This is a genomic window from Pseudomaricurvus sp. ABR4_320 (assembly GCF_056159445.1).
In genome coordinates, this window is the sequence record NZ_JBSWVF010000005.1 from 335387 (window position 1) to 353643 (window position 18257).

General features: G+C 49.5%; 15 protein-coding genes and 1 pseudogene. 8 read left to right on the forward strand and 8 right to left on the reverse strand.

All coding sequences use genetic code 11. The features are described 5' to 3' along the window. Positions 1-156: 156 nt before the first annotated feature. Complete coding sequence (locus tag ACXAFR_RS12970) at positions 157-1017, reverse strand: class I SAM-dependent methyltransferase (RefSeq protein ID WP_475177501.1); 861 nt, start codon at positions 1015-1017, stop codon at positions 157-159. Between the two features lie 147 nt (positions 1018-1164). Between ACXAFR_RS12970 and ACXAFR_RS12975 the strand changes: the two genes are divergently transcribed. Together ACXAFR_RS12975 and ACXAFR_RS12980 are read left to right on the forward strand one after the other, a co-directional pair. Continuing rightward, positions 1165-3006, forward strand: a complete 1842-nt coding sequence (locus tag ACXAFR_RS12975; protein ID WP_475177505.1) for a cation:proton antiporter — start codon at positions 1165-1167, stop codon at positions 3004-3006. 116 nt (positions 3007-3122) lie between these two features. Then, positions 3123-4811: a M28 family metallopeptidase gene (locus ACXAFR_RS12980; protein ID WP_475177508.1), complete on the forward strand. Its 1689-nt coding sequence runs from the start codon at positions 3123-3125 to the stop codon at positions 4809-4811. A 193-nt stretch (positions 4812-5004) separates the two neighbouring features. On the opposite strand, the gene ACXAFR_RS12985 is transcribed toward ACXAFR_RS12980, so the two are convergent. After that, the gene (locus ACXAFR_RS12985) at positions 5005-5187 is read right to left on the reverse strand and encodes a hypothetical protein (protein WP_475177664.1); all 183 of its coding nucleotides are present in this window, start codon (positions 5185-5187) and stop codon (positions 5005-5007) included. Here ACXAFR_RS12985 and ACXAFR_RS12990 point away from each other — a divergent pair. From ACXAFR_RS12990 to ACXAFR_RS13000, 3 genes and pseudogenes are all read left to right on the forward strand, one after another. Continuing rightward, on the forward strand, positions 5156-5827 hold the full coding sequence (locus ACXAFR_RS12990) for a sulfite exporter TauE/SafE family protein (RefSeq protein WP_475177659.1): 672 nt from the start codon (positions 5156-5158) through the stop codon (positions 5825-5827). The genes ACXAFR_RS12985 and ACXAFR_RS12990 overlap by 32 nt on opposite strands. Before the next feature lie 373 nt (positions 5828-6200). Continuing rightward, positions 6201-8141: pseudogene (locus ACXAFR_RS12995) on the forward strand (methyl-accepting chemotaxis protein); the annotation flags it as partial. Between the two features lie 508 nt (positions 8142-8649). After that, complete coding sequence (locus ACXAFR_RS13000) at positions 8650-9168, forward strand: flavodoxin (RefSeq protein ID WP_475177510.1); 519 nt, start codon at positions 8650-8652, stop codon at positions 9166-9168. Positions 9169-9317: 149 nt separating this feature from the next. Here ACXAFR_RS13000 and ACXAFR_RS13005 read toward each other — a convergent pair whose 3' ends face one another. Both ACXAFR_RS13005 and ACXAFR_RS13010 read right to left on the reverse strand, forming a co-directional pair. Next, positions 9318-9767 carry a hypothetical protein gene (locus tag ACXAFR_RS13005; protein ID WP_475177512.1) on the reverse strand — a complete coding sequence of 150 codons (450 nt, stop codon included), beginning with the start codon at positions 9765-9767 and terminating at the stop codon, positions 9318-9320. A 45-nt stretch (positions 9768-9812) separates the two neighbouring features. Next, complete coding sequence (locus ACXAFR_RS13010; protein ID WP_475177514.1) at positions 9813-10091, reverse strand: DUF6156 family protein; 279 nt, start codon at positions 10089-10091, stop codon at positions 9813-9815. Positions 10092-10465: 374 nt separating this feature from the next. On the opposite strand from ACXAFR_RS13010, the gene ACXAFR_RS13015 reads away from it, so the two are divergent. Next, on the forward strand, positions 10466-11338 hold the full coding sequence (locus ACXAFR_RS13015; RefSeq protein ID WP_475177517.1) for a MipA/OmpV family protein: 873 nt from the start codon (positions 10466-10468) through the stop codon (positions 11336-11338). 6 nt (positions 11339-11344) lie between these two features. Here the strand turns inward: ACXAFR_RS13015 and ACXAFR_RS13020 are convergent, their stop codons facing one another. Further along, the gene (locus ACXAFR_RS13020) at positions 11345-12898 is read right to left on the reverse strand and encodes a sodium:solute symporter family transporter (protein WP_475177519.1); all 1554 of its coding nucleotides are present in this window, start codon (positions 12896-12898) and stop codon (positions 11345-11347) included. A 35-nt stretch (positions 12899-12933) separates the two neighbouring features. After that, positions 12934-13497 carry an NUDIX domain-containing protein gene (locus tag ACXAFR_RS13025; RefSeq protein ID WP_475177521.1) on the reverse strand — a complete coding sequence of 188 codons (564 nt, stop codon included), beginning with the start codon at positions 13495-13497 and terminating at the stop codon, positions 12934-12936. A 199-nt stretch (positions 13498-13696) separates the two neighbouring features. Here ACXAFR_RS13025 and ACXAFR_RS13030 point away from each other — a divergent pair, with 199 nt between their 5' ends. Both ACXAFR_RS13030 and ACXAFR_RS13035 read left to right on the forward strand, forming a co-directional pair. Beyond that, positions 13697-15343, forward strand: coding sequence for a CHAD domain-containing protein (locus ACXAFR_RS13030; RefSeq protein WP_475177525.1), 1647 nt, complete (start codon positions 13697-13699; stop codon positions 15341-15343). A 44-nt stretch (positions 15344-15387) separates the two neighbouring features. Beyond that, complete coding sequence (locus ACXAFR_RS13035; RefSeq protein ID WP_475177527.1) at positions 15388-16146, forward strand: ParA family protein; 759 nt, start codon at positions 15388-15390, stop codon at positions 16144-16146. 2 nt (positions 16147-16148) lie between these two features. Here the strand turns inward: ACXAFR_RS13035 and ACXAFR_RS13040 are convergent, their stop codons facing one another. Then, complete coding sequence (locus ACXAFR_RS13040) at positions 16149-16508, reverse strand: roadblock/LC7 domain-containing protein (RefSeq protein WP_475177530.1); 360 nt, start codon at positions 16506-16508, stop codon at positions 16149-16151. 25 nt (positions 16509-16533) lie between these two features. After that, complete coding sequence (locus ACXAFR_RS13045; RefSeq protein WP_475177535.1) at positions 16534-18132, reverse strand: FAD-binding oxidoreductase; 1599 nt, start codon at positions 18130-18132, stop codon at positions 16534-16536. Between the last annotated feature and the right edge of the window lie 125 nt (positions 18133-18257).

Consider the following 18257-nt stretch of genomic DNA (forward strand, 5'->3'; position numbering starts at 1 on the left):
CAGAAACGGGGTACCCTCGAGATGCAGGGCACTATAACAGAACACCAAAATAACGCACGAGAATTCCAGGCCGCCCAAAAGCGCACCAAAAAGGTCTATTTATATGTCAATGCGACCTTTTCTCATAAACCCTGCAACGGCGCTGAAGCCAAGGCTTTAAGGCTTGGCCCTCTCAAAGACCACAAACCAGTCCCAAATTTCTTCATCTGCCCACGGGTAGTGGCCGTAGCCGAATTTCTGCGTCAGCGCCCATGGATAGTAGACTTTAGTCGGACCTTCTACGACAGCCAGTCCCGCCAGAGAGGCCTCATTTAGGATAGATTCCGGGGTGTGGTAGCACTGAATATGAAGGCCATCATCGGCAAATGCCAAAGACCTTTCACATAAGCGGCGACGCCGATTGAATGCACGTTCACTATGCGCGACTCGGGATTCTGGCAGCCCTTGCGCCCGCAAATGGTCGCTATTCAACTCTCTCAGATACAGGGTTGTATCAAAAGAGGGCATTATCGCTAACACTCTCCCCTTATCGCTCAACAGATCAGCCAAGCGCTTTAAGATACGGACCACCTCCCCTCGCGAATCCGGCAGGATGGAATTTACACTGACGATGACATCAAAGTCGTCATTGAAAGTCTGCTTGACCAATGGGTTCACCAAACCGACAAACGACTTTATCCCTAACCGTTCCGCCTTCGATCGCGCAATATCGATCGCTTTAGCGCTTAGATCAATCCCCGTTACCTTGCCGACGTCTTTTGGCAGAAACCTCAATAAGTTTCCGGGGCCACAGCCAAAATCCAATAAACGGCAACCTTTCAAAGATGTGGCCTGTTGCCTTAGCCAGTTAACCAGGGGATTTCGGCATGGACCTGTGTCTTTATCTGGCGCCACCATAACAGGCGCAAACGGACTTAGAATGTGCTCAAAATAGTTTACCGCCAGTGCATCCCAGTCGATGCCCCCATCACAGCTGGGCACCCCTGAGATCACATCAACGCCGATTAACTTGTCCATGAATTTCCCGCTCTCTCACCCTGCGAAACTACACTTACAGAACGCCAGGGCCTTCTTGGCTCGAATGACGTATATTCCAAAGGCTGTCAGCAGTCTGACCTCTTTACAGCACGCCCCAATGCCCCATAAGACATAAATGAAACTTCCATGCATCATACCGAACTCCTGATTGCCGCTATTTTGTTACTCGCCATGTTCTGCCAATGGGCCGCGTGGAGGGTTGGGTTGCCAGCCATTCTGTTTTTACTGCTATCGGGATTGATCACCGGACCAGTGCTGAACTGGGTAAACCCGGATCAATTGCTCGGCGACCTGCTAATGCCTATGGTAGCACTGTCTGTTGCGGTCATTTTATTTGAGGGCAGCCTTACGTTGAAGGCTCGCGAGCTGCGCGGCGTTGGTCGCGTCGTGCAACGGATGATCAGTATCGGCGCCCTCGTCACCTGGATAATCGTCGCCTCCGCCACCCACTGGATCATGGGCTTTAGCTGGCAAATCAGCGCTCTCTTTGGAGCTATCGTTATTGTGACCGGCCCGACCGTTATCGTGCCCATGCTGAGAACGGTCCGCCCGAACCGCAAGATTGCCAATATTCTGCGCTGGGAGGGCATCGCGATTGATCCCATAGGTGCACTCATGGCAGTACTCACCTACGAGTTCATCATCGCCAGCGTAGAGCAATCAGCCATCCCCCATGTGCTGCTGGTGTTTTTACAGATCATTGCCATTGGCGGCCTGGTTGGAGTCGTTGCCGGCTATTTGCTGGGCCAGCTTTTGTCGCGCAACGCCATTCCCGAGTATCTGCAAAATTTGGCCACTCTCAGTGTCGTTCTCGTGGCCTTTGCAGGCACGAATGCACTGCAAGAGGAGTCCGGACTTCTCACCGTAACGGTCATGGGAATGTGGCTCGCGAACAAGAAAGATGTCGACATTCACCCTATTCTAAACTTCAAAGAAAATCTCAGCCTGCTGTTGATTTCTGTCCTCTTCATTCTATTGGCCGCACGCATTCCCCTGGAGCAAATGCTCGATATCGGCTGGAAGGCGCTTATATTGCTGGCGGTTGTTCAGTTTATTGCCCGTCCGGCGAAAATTCTGGTTAGCACTTGGGGGCTCGACATCACTTGGCCAGAAAGAGGCCTGCTGTCATGGATTGCACCACGGGGTATTGTTGCGGCGGCTATTTCCGCGATCTTCGCCGAAAAACTGGTCGCTAATGGTTACGAAGAAGCGTCTCTACTGGTGCCCCTAACCTTCGCGATGATTATCGGTACAGTCGTTCTGCAAAGTGCCACCGCCGGTTTCGTCGCCCGCAAACTCGGTGTTGCCGAGCCACTGCCCCGGGGTTTTTTGATCATAGGTTCCAATGCATTTTCCCGTGCGATCGCTTCGGAATTAAAGAAGTATGATGTTCGCTGTGTGATTGCTGATTCCAGTTGGGATGCCATTCGTCAGGCAAGAATGGCAGGCCTGGATACCTTTTATGGCAACCCGGTCTCCGAAAAAGCAGATACCCATCTGGATTTAAGCGGCATTGGTTCACTGCTGGCACTATCAGCGCAGCGTTACATCAACATCATTTCTTCGGTTCATTACCGCACCGTGCTTGGTGTTGAAAACATTTACAGCATCGGCAACTCCACAGAGAAGAACCAAACCGACAAACATCAAATTAACGGCCACTATCGAGGACAAAAACTCTTTGGAGAAGATGTCGCCTATTTTGATCTCGCCAGTCTAATCAGCCAAGGACACAGCATCCGCAGCACAACGCTCTCCGAAGAATTTAACTGGGCAGCCTATAAAGCCAAATACGAAGATCGGAGATTGCCACTTTTTATTATTAAAGACAAAAACAAAATCCAGCCCATCACCGCGGCCGGAAATCACTCCCCGGCGCCAGGCCATACCATATTGGCATTGTCCCTTGTTCCGGATGCACCCGCAGAGGCACCATCGAACGCAGCAAGCGTTACTCTGCCTGCTTAGAGATACTTTTGTGGGATCCTATCCTGGGTTCGTCTTTGTCGTATGCCTGCACTCGAAGATAATAGAAGCTCATCTTTGGTTGTAGGCCCAATCAGTAACCCCGAGGATAGGACTCTATGCCGTTATTCACACCGCGCCTGGGAACAGCACTCTTTGCTGCTGCCCTAGCCGCCTGTTCAACCAACGACCAGCAAGCACAGACTGTTTCAACACCGATGGATGTCGAGCGATTGGAATCCCACATCGCAACACTGGCGTCCGATGATTTTGAAGGCCGGCTTCCCGGGACGCCTGGAGAAGACAAAACCGTTGACTATCTGGTCAATGAGTTCAAAAAGCTCGGGGCTGAACCTGGTAATCCTGACGGCAGTTATGTCCAAAAAGTGCCTCTGGTCGGCATCACTGGAGAGCCAACGTTATCGTTAACGGCTGGCGGCAAAGACATTCCCATGGCGTGGCGTAAAGACTATGTCGCAAGCACATCTCGGTTCCAGCCCGAAGTGTCCATTGCTGACTCGCCTCTGGTTTTCGTTGGCTACGGAGTGCAGGCGCCGGAATACAACTGGGATGACTACAAAGGGGAAGATATGCATGGCAAGACGTTGGTTATGCTCATCAACGATCCCTCCGTTCCAGATGCAGCAGACCCTAGCCAGTTGGACGCTGACATGTTTGGTGGTAGCGCCATGACCTACTATGGGCGCTGGACGTACAAATATGAAATTGGCTCAGCCATGGGTGCCGATGCAGTCTTAATCATCCATGAAACCAAACCCGCCGCCTACGGTTGGAACGTAGTTGAACATTCCTGGAGTGGAGAGGCGTTTGAACTGGCCAACCCCAACGGCAACAGCGATCGAATCCCCATTCAGGGCTGGTTGACCCGAGAAAAAGCTCAACAGCTTTTGGCCGCCAGCGGTCAGGACCTGGATGCTCTAAAAGCCCAAGCGATACGGCCAGACTTTAAACCCGTTGCTCTGGATGCCACATTAAGCGGAACCATTAAAAACAGTGTTCGCGAAATTGAATCACAAAATGTCGTCGCCAAAATACCTGGCGCGGATCCCGAACTGGCAGATGAGTATGTTTTGTATTCTGCGCACTGGGATCATCTTGGCAAAGATACCAGCCTAGATGGCGACCAAATCTACAATGGCGCCCTTGATAATGCGACGGGTACGGCGGGGCTTTTGGAGATCGCAACAGCGTTTAAGACCGCGAAGCCCGCCTCTCCCCGCTCCCTGTTGTTTCTGGCGGTCACTGCAGAAGAGCAAGGTCTACTGGGTTCAAAGTTCTACGCCGAAAATCCCCTCTACCCGCTGACAAAATCTCTGGCCGTTATCAATATGGATGCATTGAATGTCTGGGGGCCAACACGTGACGTACAGGTTATCGGCTATGGGCAAAACAGTCTTCAGGATAACTTGAAAGCCGTTGTCAACGCAGAAGATCGCATCATTGTTCCCGACGTGGCTCCGGAGAAAGGCTCCTACTATCGTTCAGATCAATTCAGCTTTGCGAAATACGGCGTGCCGGGACTCTATGCGAAGAGCGGCAAAGAGATCATCGGCAAACCGAAGGGTTATGGTGCCCAAAAACGCGCGGCCTATGACGCCAACGATTATCACGGGATCAGCGATGAAATCCATGACGATTGGGATTTATCCGGCACCCTGACCGACCTGATGATGTACTACAAAACGGGGCTTTCGGTAGCATTAGATCCCGCATACCCGACTTGGTCAGAATCGTCTGAATTTCGACGGGTTCGTGAAGAAAGCCTTAAGAGCACGCCCAATCACTGAGTCCAAACTCGGGAGGTTTCTAACGATCTGACGAGCGATCACCCAACCTTATAGAACGGCACCCCACATTGATGAGGTGCCGCGCCAGTGAATTCGGTATGCTCTGGTTCTTGTTGATGAGGTCGCCGACAGCAGGAAAAATGATTGCAAAAACGCGGTTTACCCAAGGAACAATGAGCAATCTTACGCCACCTTAACGGCGCACTTCATTTACTAGAGACTCTCCAGGGTCTGCACGCAATAACTGACGAGGTATCCCCATCACTCTCACCACCTGGCTTCCCGCCGTTCTCGATCCAGTAACCGCACTGCTTCTGGTTTTATTGTCCGCTCTGACTTCAATGATGACCGCGTGCTTAGGCGCAGGTGGTGGCATCTTATTGTTGACCGTACTTTCAATTTGTCTTCCCGCCCAAGCCATTATTCCCGTGCATGGAATGATTCAATTAGGATCGAACAGCGGCCGGGCCTTAATGGCCTGGCGTCACATTCATTGGCGAACCATCCTCTGGTTTATACCGGGTTTAGTTATCGGCGCTCTGATTGGCTATCCTCTGCTGATCCAGCTACCCGCCAGTGTCTGGCAATTGGCCATTGCGTTTTTTGTTCTCTATCTCTGCTGGGGGCCACCCTTGCCAGCGGTAGTCACAGGCCCCAAAGGGATCGCTGGCGTCGGCGCGCTCACCACCTTTCTCACATTATTCATCGGTGCCACCGGGCCGCTGATCACCGCCTTTTTCAAGCGCCTGTACGAGCAACGTTTTGTCGCCGTCGCGACCGTGGCTACTGCGATTATGTTGCAGCATTTAGCAAAGGTTACCGTTTTTGGACTGTCCGGCTTCCAATTCAAGGAATGGATAGGATTTATTTTGGCCATGGTTATCAGTGGCGCTTGCGGGACCTGGGTAGGATTAAAACTACTGCACAAAATCTCTAATAAACGCTTTCAACTCTGGCTAAATATTCTGCTGACGCTGCTCGCGTTACGATTGATCTGGCAAGCACTGATCAACTGATTGGCATTTAAAAAATCTATTGGTTTATAACCATCACAAGTGACTGGATATTAATCTTCCAAAATCCCGTCAGCATGCAAAATTATTTCTCTTAAAGCGATCGATAAAAAACAATCACGCAAGATAGCACCACCCCCGAAGCACGGTATTGATAGATCCTTTCGAACTTCGCCGCGATCTTATGCGCCACCGACAGCATGAAGCAATTCAAACTCCCCTCGCGCCAAGACTCTTCTATACTGACATCAAGTAAATTGGCCAAATTCTACGTAATCAGGCCTCATAACAATCAGATCTATCAACGGCTTTTTTCGCTACCGAAGTATCCCAACGGGATGGCAGCAATTTGGTTTAGGCAGCAAGGAAACCCAGTATGTCATGGTTTAATTTCGGGACTCAGTCCAGAACAAGCAACCCAAACAGCACCTCACCACTCGAGGATGTCGTCAAAGTGCTGAGTCTGCGTAGCAGTGAAATCAGCTCTGCCACACTGAGTAGACTTAGCCGCAACGGAGAAAACGTTCCTCTTGTCTTGGCCTTTATTTCTCCTCATTTAGATTTTGAACAGGTTCTGTCCGCACTGAAGAGAGATATCCCTTTCACAACACAGTTAATCGGCATTATGACGGCAGGAGAGCTTAGCAGCCACAGCGGTACGCTCTATCACGGCGCAGATGGCAGCTGGGACAACATTGTATTACAAGCATTTAGTGAAGACGTGATCGCCAATGTCGCTGTCAGATCGGTACCGCTGCATTGCGACGATATTCATTCCGGCAACATTCGCCTTTCGGTTAAAGACCGTATCGAAGCCATTCGCAATGAAATTCAAAACATACGAATTCCTTTCGAAATTAACTTTCAAGACTCGCTTGCATTGACGTTTTTCGATGGGCTTACCGCCAGCGAAAGTTTCTTTATGCAAGGTCTCTATGCCAGCAATCGATTTCCCTGCTTTTTTATTGGTGGTTCAGCGGGCGGAAAATTGGATTTTCAAAAAGCCTACGTCCACAACGGTGAACGCGTTGCGCATAACCAAGCCGTTATTATTTTTATAAAACTGCAACCAAATATTCGCTATGGCATCTTGAAAAGCCACAACTTCGAACGGTCGCCGATTTCCTTTCGGGTCGCCGAATCGGATCTGCCCACGCGTACGGTCTTTAGTGTGTTCTCTGACAAAGGCAGCGAACTGGTCTCGGTGGTTGATTATTTGGCAATGAAATTTCAATGCTCTCCCGACCAACTCAGCGATCGGCTTGGCAAAAGCTCTTTCGCAGTTGAAATTGGTGAAGAGTTGTTTATCCGATCCATTTCCGGGATCGACCTTGACAAAAAAAGTATCAGTTTTTTCTGCGATTTAGATTTTGGTGACGAAGTACATCTGGTTCATCCCAAAGATTTCGCAGGAACGACTCGCCAAGCCTTCAACGACTTTATGCGAGGTAAACCCGGCCAGCCGCTGGCGATGATCGCAAACGACTGTATCTTGCGCCGGTTAAACAATGCCGATCAACTGGGCAACATAAAAGAATTCAGCAATATACCAGCAGCGGGATTCTCGACATTCGGCGAGCTTTTAGGCGTTCATATGAACCAGACACTAACGGCTCTCTTTCTCTTTGAGAAAAAACCCGGGCAGGAATTTCGAGACTTTTACGCAGACAACTTTCCTATCCACTATGCACATTTTCGCGAATACTATTTGACGCTACAGATTTCCAATCTGGAACATATTAATGCTCTGCAAAATACATTGGTTGAATACCTTGCCGAGTACCGCTCTCTCCTTCAATCTGTGGGCGACATTTTTACAGAAGTCAACAACTATGCCGATCAAACAGGTGAGTTCCTAAGTGATGTCCAAAATAAGTTCGGTGGTTTCATTCAGGAAATCGAAATGAAGAGCGATGAGCGACAACTCCTGCAGCAAACCGTCGGCTCATTAAAAAATAGCTCTGAAGAAGTACTGAAAATTCTGCATTCCATCTCAGGAATTGCGGACCAAACCAATTTACTGGCACTCAACGCCGCCATTGAGGCTGCTCGGGCCGGTGAGGCAGGTCGTGGATTCTCAGTGGTTGCCGATGAAGTACGACAGCTGTCGCACAGAACGCAGGAGAGTCTAAATAAGACAGGCAATACGATCAAAGACGTCACAAACTCGGTTGACAGTATTGATTCTGCCATTCAGCAAACAGAAGAGTTCCTATCCAAAATCGGAAATGACAGCACACTTTTAAGCGGCGATATTGGAAAGCTGGTTCAAACGTCGATTGAAGCGGGCGGTCGCGTCAGAGAGAGTACCGCTTATATTCAGAAGATGATGAGCAATATGAATCAGATAGACGAAGATGTTGAAGCCATTCAACGACTAAAAGCACTGAGAAAATAACCCTTGCGAAACCCGTACTCTGAACGACGCTCTCGATAAAGGTTATGTTTCAGAGTACGGAAACCATACACTGCCCCCTATATAACATTATTTTGATACAGATCAAGATACAAACTGCTATCAAAAGACAACAGAATGGCGACAAGTTGGTGCATAACCCAAAAGAAAATCTACTAGAATTGTGCACGGGATTTTTTTTGAGCGTCGAAAAATCACGCTGCAAGATTACCGCCTTTACCTCTGCCCTATTTTTTACCAAAAAAGTGAATTCCTGAATTAAATCGCTAACGATATCCAAATCAGTGCATTCATTTTGATTATTTTTTCACTGATGAAAACTAATGGTGCTTCCCCAGGGGATTGCCAATAAGCGTTTCAATTACTAGCATGGCGGCATCCGTTCTCAGTCAGCTTTGGGAGACCAGCCATGTCAAAAATAGGGATATATTGCGGTAGCTCTACAGGGTCTACCAAAATCGTTGCAGAGAAAATCATTGAAGCGCTCGGTGACGATCGCTGTGACTTTTTCGATCTTGAAGACGATTATATGGACATCGAAGATTGGCTTGATTACGACGTAATTCTGCTCGGCTGCTCAACGTGGGGTGCAGGTGAGGTTCAATATAACTGGGTAGAGCCCTTACAGGATCTAAGCATACAAAAGCCGGATTTTTCCGGTAAAACCATGGCGTTATTTGGTGCTGGCGACTGCAAGGATCATAGCGAGCAATTTGTTAGCGCGCTCGGCGTTCTCTACGATAAGTTTTCGGAACGTGGAGCATCTTTCATCGGCGCCTTTCCAACGGAAGGCTACACCTACAAATATTCGAACGCAGTGCGCGACGACAAATTTGTTGGCTTTCCATTTGACCGGGTCAACGAAGATGAGAAAACCGATGAGCGACTTTCGCGCTGGTTAGACGTTTTGCAAGCGGAGCTGCCATAACAATAGCCCTTAGCTTTCCTGCCCCCAATCAAGTGCGGCACAAATGTACCGCACGCTCCGGGGGATATACTAATCCGTTGAAATCAGTAAATACAAGACACCTTTATCGACGGCAAACAATAACCGCTGTCGCATTGCTGTCATTTCGATCAATAACTTTTGCGGATTTCCAGCAGGCTTGACGCCACCAACTCACCTTCATCCGACGCTCTCACCATACGGTACTGAGCTCCATCCATTAAAACCGGTTCGCCATCGGGGCCGTACGCGACAATATTATCGGTAGGATTTAACGTGCGCAGGTATTCCCCTCCCATAGCCTGATTAAAATCGGCGACGATACCTGCATGAGGCGGATGACCAACCACTTCCCACCAGGCCGGTTGTGTTTCATGGGACCACTGCTCACCAATCGTCTCCGGAGGTAAAAAGCGTTCCACCAAAACACCGCCGATAACCGCATGCTGGTGACGACCCGAGGTACTGACAGACTGTCCATTTTTGGGATCACGATACTCTAGTATCGCCTCATTGATGTACGCTTTTTCCGACTCCAATAAGCGATATTTATTGCCGTCCAACTGATTGTGTTCAAACATTTCCCTACTCCTTTATGGCTAACGGTGTTTAATTCGCGGTCAACCCTAAGCGAATGAAAGCTCCTGAAGCTCGCCATCGCTGTCGAGAATTTCAGCTTTGCATAACTTGCCATCGGCATCGTATTGGTAGCTGTGGTGGAGTTCTATTTCGCCGTACACCACCTTGTGAACCAGTATCAGATGCCCATCTTTATCAAGGCAGGCACCAAAATATGTGTTGCGATTTTCTATGCCGTCGCTTTCCAGCGGGGACACTAACTTGAGCGGCAAACTAACGCCGCTATAACTTAAGAAATATTGATCGTATCTCTCTAAAGGTTCCATCGTTTTCCCGTGTTGTTGTGCTCTGCTTAACCCTTGGAATCTCATTCTGCTTTTCGTCACGAAATCATCGAAGTATCGTTTTCAGGCTGGCAGAAGGGTTTCCCTTATTTTGTAGAGTGATGCGCTCTTCACATTAGAAAGACGACGTTTTCAAAATGCATTCCAACTTACGAAATATTCGTTCGAACAAAGACCCCACGTTTAACGGTGCAAAACACAGCATCCGCCGAAACGGCTTCAATGGTTGGGGGATGATTGTGAGACTTCGAACAAACCAATTGCTCGAATCGTGGCACTTGGAACAGAGGACAGTTTGCGCAGATCTACGCCAACCGCCATACTGCTGACAAACCCGCGTGTACTGCAGCCATATCATGACTCAAGCTTTACTGACTCTCATCACAGCTTCAACCATCAGCCTTTCCCTCATCAGTGTGTCTACCGTCGCAGAGACAGAAGCGAGCACGCAAAAAGGCCCCACCGACAAAAAAACGCAACCTCTTTGGGAACTGGGTGCAGGTATTGGCGCCCTGTCCTATCCACACTATCCAGGTTCCGATAAAAGTAACAATTATGTGCTACCCGCACCTTATGGAGCTTATCGAGGAAAATACCTGCGCGCAGATCGAGATGGACTGACGGGATACCTGTTTCAAAACCCACATCTACGGCTCGGCCTCAGTGCCAGCTTCGCCCTGCCCGCTGACAGTGACGATAGCGATATCCGAGAGGGAATGGAGGACCTGGATCCGATGGTTGAAATCGGGCCTCGCCTACAGCTGCCTATTTGGGACGCAGATCAACAACAGCTGGGCATAGATCTACCCATACGCGCGGTATTCAGTGTTGGAGATGCCACCGATAACTACATCAAACATCAAGGTTGGACATTTGAGCCTCGGGTGTATCACCGTATGGAATGGCATGAATGGTCATTTACAACAAGTGTTAGCGTGTTGTTTGGTGATGAGCAATATCACAGCTACCTATATGGCGTAAGTCAGGATGTCGCCGAATCCTGGCGACCGGCCTACGCCGCGAAAGCTGGCTACACAGGCGCACGCCTGTCAATCGGGGCTAAAAAGCGTTTTGGGCGCCTGTTTATCGGTACCCGACTCGGAATGGGTTATCTGGAAGGTGCCGCCAACGAAGACAGCCCACTGTTTATCCGTAATGGCTACCCGACCGTCGCCCTACTCGTCGCCTGGGTCTTTGCGGAATCCAAACAACGGGTCCCCGACGATTGACGAAGGCTAGAGAAATTGCAAAAAACAGCAGATTGCCAAGATTACGAAAAAGGTTAATAACAGCGTCACAATTAAGTGTTTTTCAACACTTGCCTGTAAATCTGGCAGGTCAATGACGAGACAGCCTTTAACTCGGGAAAACGCAAACGCCAATATCAAGCACAGCCCAAAACCCAGCGGATTCCACCATAACCACGACATGTCCGGTAGGCACAACCAGCAAAAAAGATTGGCCAGCAGCGCCAGCGAAAAAGCCAGCAGCACGCCGCCCTGCCATACCTGCCGACACACCATGGCTAACACAAACAGTGCCAGAAGCGGACCGTTTGCCATGGAGCCAATTTTATTTATCGCCTCTAAAACCGTTGGTGCGATGCTCTCGACTTGAAAGGAAAACACCACAGCAAATAGCCCCCAGGCTACCGTCGTTACTTTAGAAGCGAGAAACAGCTGTTTCTCAGACAAGCGGCGGAACCGATCCAGGTAATCTTCCACCGTGCTTGCCGATAAGCTGTTGAGCGCCGAATCCACCGACGACATCGCAGCAGCAAAAATGCCGACAATCACCAGCCCCACCAAACCCGGCGGGAACTCCGCCATGACGAATCCTGGAAAGACCAAATTGATATTGGGTTCACCGCTTCCCGTACGCGGCAAACTCTCAAGGAAACCACTGTGTTGGGCGGCGTAGACAGCCAGCCCCAATCCCAACAGGCAGTAACAGAACACCAAGGGGAAACGCAGCAAACCATTCAGCAGTAGAATTCTCTGCGTTCCTTTCAAATCGGACGCAGACAGGAGGCGCTGCGCCTGGCTTTGATCGCAGCCATAATAGGCAATATAGAGAAACAGCCCGCCGAACAACATGGGCCAAAAGCCATAGTCGTTGCCACTTTGCAAGCCCCAATCGTTCACCAGCGCGGCCGCCCTGGGTCGTACCTGCTCAAAATTATCCAGCAATGGACCTGCCAGCCACACCAGTCCCACGACGATAGCACCTATCAACAGCAGCATCTGCACAACATCGCTGAGCACTACCGCTTTCATGCCCCCCAGCAAATCGTATGCGATCGTGATTCCCATAAGAATCATCACCGCGTAGAAATAGCTGATACCGGACACCAACTCGATAACTGACGCTACGCCGTACACAGTTACACCAGTCGCTATGCCCCGAAAAAACAAAAAACAGCCCGATGCCAATAGCCGGCAATGCAAACCCAAGCGTCGCTCAAGAAAGCTGTAAATTGAGATCAGATGAGATTCACGCAGGGGTACAAACAGATAACACAAAAGCAGCATCGCGAGCGGCACGGCCAACTCGTATTGCAGCCAGATCATACCGCCGCCAATAACAAATCCAACGAACGCCGGAGCCCCCAGCAGACTGTTCGTTGAGCATTGAGTCGCGATAATCGACGTGGCCAGCGTCCAGTTGGGCAGCTCGCCACCGGCGCGATAATAGTCATCTCGGGATGACTGCTGGCGTCCCAAAAACCAGGAACCGACCAACATGACCTGTAGGTAGAGAGCAACCACCCACCAATCGAGACTGCTCATCTTCCCCCCGGATTCATACTGACTAAGGCAACCAGCTACAAACGGTGCCTGCGAGCCAGACTCAACAGCGCAGCCACGGAAATAGCGTCGGTAATCTCACCGCGATCTATCATCGCTAACGCATCGACCAAAGGCAATTTGCGCACACTGATATCTTCCGTTGCTTCAGGTCTTGACTCCCCTTGCACAAGATCCGTTGCCAGGTAGACTCTCGCCTCTTCATCACTGACCGAGTTTGACAGATGCATGGTTAAAATCTGCTCCCAGGAACCCGCCTTGAGCCCGGTTTCCTCTTCGAGCTCTCTCTGCGCGGCATCCAGTGGTTCCTCATCAAAAGGCGCGCCGCCTTCAGGAATCTCCCAGCTGTATTGATTCAGCACGTAGCGCGTCTGCCCCACCAACCAAATATTTAACTCATCATCCAGAGGTACAATGCCGATTGCACGGCTTTTAAAATGCACAACCCCGTAAATTCCGTCGGTATTCGCCGGTGTTTTCACCGTATCGTGGGACAGTTTGATCCATGGGTTCTCATAAACGTCTTTTCGAGAAACGCGCCGCCAAGGCCCGATCGACGCGTTACTATCACTGTCACACATATGTATCGATTTCTTGTTTAGATGGGAGAGCCCGCAAGCTCCAAAAGCGGCTTTGATCCTATCAACTGAGGCAAATCAAGCAGCGTACAGAGACCGAATGTACCAACTCACAGGGTTGTTGACAAACACGCGGCGCCCGTTAGGGTTAGCACAGAATTATCCAGTACAGGCGTAGGCGCCTGCAGACAGGCACAAAGTAATGATCGAATCCACTGGCAACCCGAGTCCGCTTTCCGCTCCGGAGGCATTCTGCAATCTCACCAAGCTTCACCTTATCCCTCCCCCCTCAGATCCCGACGCCTTACATGAGGCTGTCACCTTACCTGCGGGATACACATTGGCAGCATCGGAAATACGTCCACCTGACCAACAGCTACAATTACTCGACAGCTTTGATCGCCTGCTCCTCGGCCAGAAAAAAGTTCTCTTGCGGCAGGAGAGTAACTTTGCACTGGCGCTGCTGAAGACATCTCAGATACTCGTCACTGGAGTCTCAAAACTCAAAAGCCAGGATATTGATCCCAGCGACCTGCCAGACGAGCTGGCAAGCTTCGTAAAGCCTGTGGTGTACCCTAGGGTAGTCTTCTGGCAAAACACTCTCCTGTGGCGTCAGTGGCCATGGGTTTTGCGAGATGATGAAGAAAAAATCATCGCCCATGTGAATGTGCACCATTGGCAGCTGCTCGATCAGGAAGCCCCCTTGCAAGATCAATGGGGGCTGGAAGTCTGTACCCTTCGAGGTTACGACAGTGAAGTGTCGCAACTCAATATCCCCGCCTGTTTTAACCCGGATCCTCAAAATCTTCCCCTGCAACCATTGACGGATCTTATTGGCCCCTGGCTTAAAGAGCTGACCAATAACGGATATCGCAGCAAGCCCAGCTTACAATTTCGTCACGACGAGCCGGCAATTGAGATATTTGCCAAGGCAATGCAGGAAAATCTCAACGTTGTCCTGGCGAATCTGGATGGCGTCAGCCGAGACAGAGATCCCGAGTTTCTCCATGACTATCGCGTCGCCCTGCGTCGCATGCGCGCAATCCTATCGCTGCTGAAAGGTGTTTATGCACCGGAGCTTAAATCATCCTTGGGTCAATCCCTCAAAGAATTCGCCAAGGCGACGAATGCCCAAAGGGATCTTGATGTGTGGCTGCTCGATGCCGATGAATTTTGCAGCCTGCTACCGGATTCCATGCATCTGGGGTTCAAACGCCTGCAGACGCAAATTGCTCACGAGCGTAAACGAGCCTATCAGGGCGTTAAGCAGTATTTAAAGAAACATCAGGTAGAATCACAACTGGAATCGTTATTAAAACAGTTTACTGACGATGTTGAAGCTATCTCAGGTCCTTCTGCACAAACACCTGCAGCGACCATCGCGAGTCGCAAATTACGTAAACAAAGCAATCAGCTCATCAAAGCTGCGGACAGTATTACCTTTGATTCACCCGATGACGATGTGCATGAAGTCCGCATTCACATCAAAAAATTACGTTACGTTTTGGATTTATTCAAACCTATCGCCAACGTCGACATGGCGAGAACATTGACGCGTAACCTAAAAGCACTGCAAGATCATTTGGGTAAATTTAACGATCTGGCGGTACAACAGGAATTTCTGTCTGAGATCATGACATCGCTAGAACAGCAGAACAAATTGGAGCTCTCCTCCACAATGACTGCCGGAGCCCTCTTGTGCTTGATGCAACAGGAAAGTCGACAAGCGAAATCCCATATTATTGGGCTGTTGCCCGCGTTTGCAGAATCTCTTAAACAAATGGATATCTCTGCGCTGTTTGATCCCAATACTGGTATCGAACCCGAACGCCAAGACAACCGTCAATAACATTTAACACTCTCAACCTAATCTACGTGTGCTCAGATAAATCTATGAAAATCATCGCGTCCTATAGCATTAAAGGCGGTGTTGGTAAAACTGCAACGGCGGTCAATCTGGCAATGGCTGCAGCTCAAAAGGATAATCGTACGCTGCTGATCGACCTCGACCCGCAAGGTGCTTCCTCGTTTTATTTCCGGGTTAAGCCCTCCAACAAATTAAAAACTCGGCGTTTCTTTAACACCGGCGAGAAATTAATGAATCATGTCAGGGGTTCCGACTTCGCGAATCTCGATGTACTGCCAGCGAATCTTTCTTATCGAAAGTTTGATCTCACCCTTAATCAGGAGTCTTCCAATCGCAAAGCGCTGAAAAAAATCTTGAAGGCAGTTGCAGAAGACTATGATCTTGTTGTGTTGGATTGTCCTCCCGGCCTCAGCCTGCTCGCTGAACATGTGTTTGAAGCCGCCGAGCAAATTCTGGTGCCGGTCATTCCGACCCCTCTGTCCGAAAGGACTCTGTCCCAGCTCTATGACTTTTTCAAAGATAAGGGGTTACCGAAACGAAAGATCCAGCCTTTTTTATCGATGGTTGATCGGCGCACGTCACTGCAGAGAGAACACTGTGAAGCCCTTAGAAAGAAGTATTCGAACTTGGCTCGAGCATTCATTCCACTGTCAGCCGAGATCGAAAAAATGGGCATACGTAGAGCGCCAGTGTTGAGTTACGCCCCTCGACATGTGGCAAGTGACAGCTACCGCAGCTTATGGCAGGAAATCACACCGTCCATGAAAAAACGTCGCAAACGCTGAAATTAAATCGTGTCAGCCAGGCTCCTTACCGCCTTCCAAGTGACCATTTGCAATTTGGAGGCGTTGAGCCGCGGCGTCGACATACAGGCGAGAAACCCCTTCGCCTGAATAGGAACGACTGTCACACATCCTGACGCCGAACGTAGAAAAATTTCCTCGACGCCATCATAGTCAAGTTCGGACAAAATCTTCTCACAAACCAATTGTAATTCAACAAAGTAAGCGCCAAACATATCCGGCTCTTTTACGTTACCCTCATGGCCAATCACCAAACCATCGGAGGTTAATACCATCGACAACAGAATATCTTCCGATGATCCATTCAGCTCAACCAAAATCTCATTCAGTTTTTCGTGGGACACTCGTTCACCTCAAGCTCAACCGTTATCACTTACTTGCGTTAGGACAGTCCACTGTCATGCCATCGGGATGACAGTGACGACAAAATACCTGCCCAGTACGCAACTCGTATAGCACACGCTCGCCTTTATCGATCACACCGGAACAACTGTCGCAACAACAGCCCTCATCGAGAACTTCATACGCGAAACCTCCAGCAGGTTGCTCTACACCCCCTACTCGACGCCCCCGAGGCGCTTCTTTTACGATATCCTGACGGTAATAATTCTCATAAAACAGCCACTTTTGTACGAAGGCTTCAGGTAGATTGTGGCGTCGCATAGAACGCGTCAGTAAATCAATACGATAGTCGTAGAGTTCGTTGTCGATCACCATCCAGGAATGTGAGTTGCGCGGTCGATCACCGAAAAAAACCTTCTCCCCACTGAAAATCTGTCGATAAAAACTGTAGACCTTTTCCTTGGAGCGCTGCTTGGTAAAATGCTGAAAAAAAGGTGACAAGCGTGGATCTAAGAAGACCGCATCATAAAAATCATCGAGAATGGCTTTCAGTTTCACGCCCCCTCCCAACGCCTGCCAAAGTTCATCAGACGTCTCCGGATATGGAAGCTCCTTAGTAGACTCATGAGCACGCCCAAAATCCTTTTGAAACTCATAGGGATCGGTCGTTATTCGGCTAGTTTTCACTCCAAGGGTCGCCAGTCGGGACGACAAGCCATCCACAGATTCAGGATTACCACTGATAAACACCTGAGAGCGCTCATCAATTACTTTCGCAGATGTAATTCGTTCAGCCAATTCGTCGAGAGTTTGCTCGTGCTGACCATGACGCTGCAACACATCGTAACGAAAGAACGGATACGTTTGCGTCAGAATGTCATGCTCATTTTTCAAATAAGCATCTTCAGCACAAGCCACAACATGAACTAATTCCACCAAACGGGATGGATCGGCACTTGAGCGACGGCAGGCATCGAGCAGCACACCTTGTAGCGAGGACAATCCCACGCCAAAGGCGACTAAGTATAAATTACCCATAGCCGGGCGTAGATAGCAATTGCCACCCGCTTGCGAAATCTGCAGGGCTTCACCTTCTCGTAATTGCGCCATCCAAGCGCTCAAACGACCATGGGTTCTAAGTCGAATATGCAGCTCAAGTCTACCGTTGGGCTGAGGACAATTGGCAAGAGAATAAGCCCGTGAATCACCATCTGGGTGATACACATGTATAAATTGGCCAGGCCGAAAATCCAATGGCGTAGCTGGCAGCAATTCAAGCTGGAAAATATCCGGCGATAACCAACGTCGTTTGCTCAAGATAGCGGTGACGGCTAGATCACGCTTGTCCGCTTTCTCTACGCGCAATCCCTGCGTTGCATGACTGCGACAGGGAAGAAAATACCCTTTTGCCACCAGCTTTTCCGGCAGAGTTCCTGTGAACAGATCGCCATCCTTCGCGGTATCAGTTTTGCTCATACAGACATTACAAACACCGTTACGGCACGAATATGGAACGGCTACAGCATGGCGTAACAAGGCTTCCAAAAACGACTCGCCGCGCCGAAAAGAGATTTTCTTACCTGCGTATTCAAAACTGCTTTCTGATGTTTCGGCGTTTACATCCATAACTCGACCGTGTTCGACTGGAGCAAATACTATGAAAGTATAGGTAAGTCACCGGATCACGCAGAAAACTTCCCGTGTAAATGGTGGAAAAACCATCGATCTTGACTAACTTTTTAATGATGATT

Bases quoted from the DNA above. Each gene is read 5' to 3' on its own strand.
- ACXAFR_RS13045 (WP_475177535.1), bottom strand. From the start codon at position 18,132: ATGGATGTAAACGCCGAAACATCAGAAAGCAGTTTTGAATACGCAGGT.
- ACXAFR_RS13015 (WP_475177517.1), top strand. From the start codon at position 10,466: ATGACTCAAGCTTTACTGACTCTCATCACAGCTTCAACCATCAGCCTT.
- ACXAFR_RS12990 (WP_475177659.1), top strand. From the start codon at position 5,156: ATGACCGCGTGCTTAGGCGCAGGTGGTGGCATCTTATTGTTGACCGTA.
- ACXAFR_RS12980 (WP_475177508.1), top strand. From the start codon at position 3,123: ATGCCGTTATTCACACCGCGCCTGGGAACAGCACTCTTTGCTGCTGCC.
- ACXAFR_RS13035 (WP_475177527.1), top strand. From the start codon at position 15,388: ATGAAAATCATCGCGTCCTATAGCATTAAAGGCGGTGTTGGTAAAACT.
- ACXAFR_RS12975 (WP_475177505.1), top strand. From the start codon at position 1,165: ATGCATCATACCGAACTCCTGATTGCCGCTATTTTGTTACTCGCCATG.
- ACXAFR_RS13020 (WP_475177519.1), bottom strand. From the start codon at position 12,898: ATGAGCAGTCTCGATTGGTGGGTGGTTGCTCTCTACCTACAGGTCATG.
- ACXAFR_RS13000 (WP_475177510.1), top strand. From the start codon at position 8,650: ATGTCAAAAATAGGGATATATTGCGGTAGCTCTACAGGGTCTACCAAA.
- ACXAFR_RS12970 (WP_475177501.1), bottom strand. From the start codon at position 1,017: ATGGACAAGTTAATCGGCGTTGATGTGATCTCAGGGGTGCCCAGCTGT.
- ACXAFR_RS13025 (WP_475177521.1), bottom strand. From the start codon at position 13,497: ATGTGTGACAGTGATAGTAACGCGTCGATCGGGCCTTGGCGGCGCGTT.
- ACXAFR_RS13005 (WP_475177512.1), bottom strand. From the start codon at position 9,767: ATGTTTGAACACAATCAGTTGGACGGCAATAAATATCGCTTATTGGAG.
- ACXAFR_RS12985 (WP_475177664.1), bottom strand. From the start codon at position 5,187: ATGCCACCACCTGCGCCTAAGCACGCGGTCATCATTGAAGTCAGAGCG.
- ACXAFR_RS13030 (WP_475177525.1), top strand. From the start codon at position 13,697: ATGATCGAATCCACTGGCAACCCGAGTCCGCTTTCCGCTCCGGAGGCA.
- ACXAFR_RS13010 (WP_475177514.1), bottom strand. From the start codon at position 10,091: ATGGAACCTTTAGAGAGATACGATCAATATTTCTTAAGTTATAGCGGC.